This is a genomic window from Butyricimonas sp. RTP31003st1_G1_RTP31003_210430 (assembly GCF_040920905.1).
Lineage (GTDB): Bacteria > Bacteroidota > Bacteroidia > Bacteroidales > Marinifilaceae > Butyricimonas > Butyricimonas paravirosa.
Genome location: NZ_JBCOSQ010000133.1, coordinates 1 through 3,172 on the forward strand (window position 1 = coordinate 1; position 3,172 = coordinate 3,172).

Annotated in this window: 2 protein-coding genes, 2 tRNA genes and 1 pseudogene; 3 read left to right on the forward strand and 2 right to left on the reverse strand. The window is 39.8% G+C overall.

Features of this window, described 5'->3' with window-relative positions:
• Positions 1-378: 378 nt before the first annotated feature.
• A tRNA-Gly gene (locus AB5542_RS21140) sits at positions 379-451 on the reverse strand.
• A gap of 11 nt (positions 452-462) precedes the next feature.
• A tRNA-Gly gene (locus AB5542_RS21145) sits at positions 463-535 on the reverse strand.
• Positions 536-788: 253 nt separating this feature from the next.
• Here AB5542_RS21145 and AB5542_RS21150 point away from each other — a divergent pair.
• The 3 genes and pseudogenes from AB5542_RS21150 to AB5542_RS21160 all read left to right on the forward strand — a co-directional run.
• The gene (locus tag AB5542_RS21150; protein ID WP_087420195.1) at positions 789-1,301 is read left to right on the forward strand and encodes a gamma carbonic anhydrase family protein; all 513 of its coding nucleotides are present in this window, start codon (positions 789-791) and stop codon (positions 1,299-1,301) included.
• A 29-nt stretch (positions 1,302-1,330) separates the two neighbouring features.
• Positions 1,331-1,981, forward strand: a complete 651-nt coding sequence (gene rpe / locus AB5542_RS21155; RefSeq protein ID WP_118302418.1) for a ribulose-phosphate 3-epimerase — start codon at positions 1,331-1,333, stop codon at positions 1,979-1,981.
• Positions 1,982-2,064: 83 nt separating this feature from the next.
• Positions 2,065-2,712 (forward strand): annotated as a pseudogene (locus AB5542_RS21160) (cell division ATP-binding protein FtsE); the annotation flags it as partial.
• Between the last annotated feature and the right edge of the window lie 460 nt (positions 2,713-3,172).

The following is a 3,172-nucleotide window of genomic DNA, read 5'->3' on the forward strand; positions in this document are numbered from 1 at the left end:
AAACCGTTACTCACGTCACCACGTGTCTCGTTATGAAGATCACGTTCCGATAACATTAAACTCTCTAAACCTTGTTTGACCAAGCCTTGTAAACCTAGTTCCCCGTTTGTGATTTCGGAAATTATTTCCGAGATTTGTTCATGTGTAAATTCCATAATTATCCATTTTTGAAAATTGCATTACAAAAATAATCAATTCGGAATTTACACACTTTTTGAAACACTATCACAAAAATAATCAATTCGGAATTTACACACTTTTTGAAACACTATCTTTTTGAGACACTATCTCTTTTTTTACCATGCGCCCAAACAGGGAATCGGAATATGAATTGAATAAAAAAAAACGTGCCAAATAATTGACACGTTTCAAGCGACGAGCGAAAAACGGGGCTCGAACCCGCGACCCCGACCTTGGGAAGGTCGTGCTCTACCAACTGAGCTACTTTCGCATTTAAAAGCGAGCGAAAAACGGGACTCGAACCCGCGACCCTAACCTTGGCAAGGTTATGCTCTACCAACTGAGCTATTTTCGCATTTACTATTCCAATTAAGAACTCTAGCGTGGGTTATTCCCAACTGCGATGCAAAAGTAACACCTTTTTTCTAAAAGCAAAAAAAATCAGAGAAATTTTTCCAGCCTCAAGAATGAAATCTTTAAAAAGACCATCCCCTCTTGTTTTCTGCCATATATTTCGTAATTTCGACACGTTAAATTAGTTTACAAACCGGGAAGTTGAAAATTGAATTTCATTTTCCATTTTTCAACTCTCAATTTTCAATTATATTATGGCAATAATCAGAGAATTAAATGGACACACGCCGAAATTCGGTAAGAATTGTTTTTTAGCTGAAAATGCCGCTGTTATTGGCGACGTGGAGATGGGTGACGATTGTAGTATATGGTACGGAGCTGTTCTGAGAGGTGATGTACATTATATTAAAATAGGCAACAAAGTAAACATTCAAGATAACGCAACAATACACGCTACCTATCAAAAATCTCCGACTAATATCGGGAATAACGTTTCTATCGCCCACAATGCCGTGGTTCACGGATGCACGATTCATGATAACGTACTGATCGGCATGGGTGCTATCGTTCTTGACAACGCTGTCATTGAAAGTAATTCCATCGTGGCAGCCGGTAGTGTGGTGACGAAAGGTACCGTTGTTGAATCCGGTTGGGTATATGCCGGAGCTCCCGCTAAAAAATTGAAACAAATGGGTCCGGAACTCTTACGTGACGAAGTGGAAAGAATCGTGAATTCCTATTCCATGTATGCTAGCTGGTACAAATAATTCAAATTCTAAATTTTAAACTCTTTAAAATGAGCGTTATTGTTTCTCCCTCGCTATTATCTGCAGATTTTCTGCATCTATCAAAAGATATTGAAATGGTCAACCATAGCCAAGCCGATTGGTTTCACTTGGATATCATGGATGGCGTATTCGTCCCTAATATATCTTACGGACTTCCAGTAGTTTCCCAAATAAAGAAAATGGCCACGAAACCACTGGATGTACATTTAATGATTGTGCAACCAGAACGTTACGTGGAGGCTTTTCATAAAGCCGGAGCAGACATATTGACCGTGCATTACGAAGCGTGTACTCACCTGCACCGCACTATCCAGCAAATAAAAGCACAGGGCATGAAAGCCGGAGTTTCACTGAACCCACATACCCCGGTCTCTCTATTGGAAGATGTTATCGAGGATATTGATGTTGTTTTATTAATGAGTGTTAATCCGGGATTCGGGGGACAGACTTTCATTGAACAGACTATCAATAAAGTTGACAAACTGAAGAAATTGATTATGGAATCCAACTCCCATACCCTTATCGAGATTGACGGCGGGGTTAATTTCGAAACCGGAAAACGCTTGGTAAATGCCGGAGCCGATGCCCTGGTAGCAGGTAGTTTCGTTTTCAACTCTCCCGATCCGGAAGCAAACATCAAAGGACTAAAGGAACTATAAATGGAAAATTGAAAAGATTCAGTGATTACAAAACGGTGACCTTGTGCGGTTGGAATCTAAAATCCAAAATCATTAAATCTAAAATTAATAAGGTGGAAGCAATTATAAAACTGGAAAACGCCGTCATCCGGCAACAAAAAAACACGATTCTCAAAGATGTATCCCTAGAGATCAAAGAAGGTGAATTCGTTTACCTGATCGGTAAAGTCGGGAGCGGGAAAACATCTTTGCTCAAAACATTATATGCCGAACTCCCCCTTATTTACGGTAAAGGAGAGGTTGCCGGTTACCAACTGAGTAAGATCAAGAAATCACAAATTGCTTACTTACGACGCAAATGCGGGATTGTGTTCCAGGATTTTAAATTACTGACAGACAGGAATGTTTACGCAAACTTGGAATTCGTGCTGAAAGCCACAGGCTGGAAAGATAAGAAAGCAATCAAGGAAAGGATAAACGAAGTGTTGGATAAAGTCGAACTTCCTGACAAACGAGATAAATTCCCACACCAATTGTCCGGCGGTGAACAACAACGCATCGTACTTGCCCGAGCATTGCTAAATGCCCCTCCTATCATCCTGGCTGACGAGCCTACCGGAAACATTGACCCGGAAACTTCCTATCGATTGGTTGAACTATTGAAAGACATCTGCGATAGTGGCAAGACTGTCGTTATCGCCACTCACCAATATGACCTAATAAAACATTTTCCAGGAAAAGTATTCCGATGTGAAAACGGTGTTCTTCAAGAAGATTTTTCGTTTGCAGAAAACCAAGCAGCCATGACAACAATCATCTCAGAAAATTCCGTTATTGATATTGAGAGTTCTACGGAAAAGATAGAGGAACCAACAGTTGTACATGAAGTTATTTCTTTAAATGAAGATCCGGAAATTCTCTCTCACACCGAACCGACTTTACAAGAAGGGCAAGAAATTACACCCGTAATAGAGGAGTCTGAAACTACAGCCCCCACAACAGTATTAATAGAAGAAAAAATAACGGAAGAACCACGGGATGCCTCCGAAGAAAATGTCTTATCTGAAAATGATGAAACGAAGAAAAAAGATGATAACGGTCCTGATATTGTGGGATTTGAATTGATATGATACTTAAAGGCCATGTGGCCAAAAATAGTTGGTAAATTCTTTATAACGATTTGAATTCCAGAATGATTAATTACCTTAATTG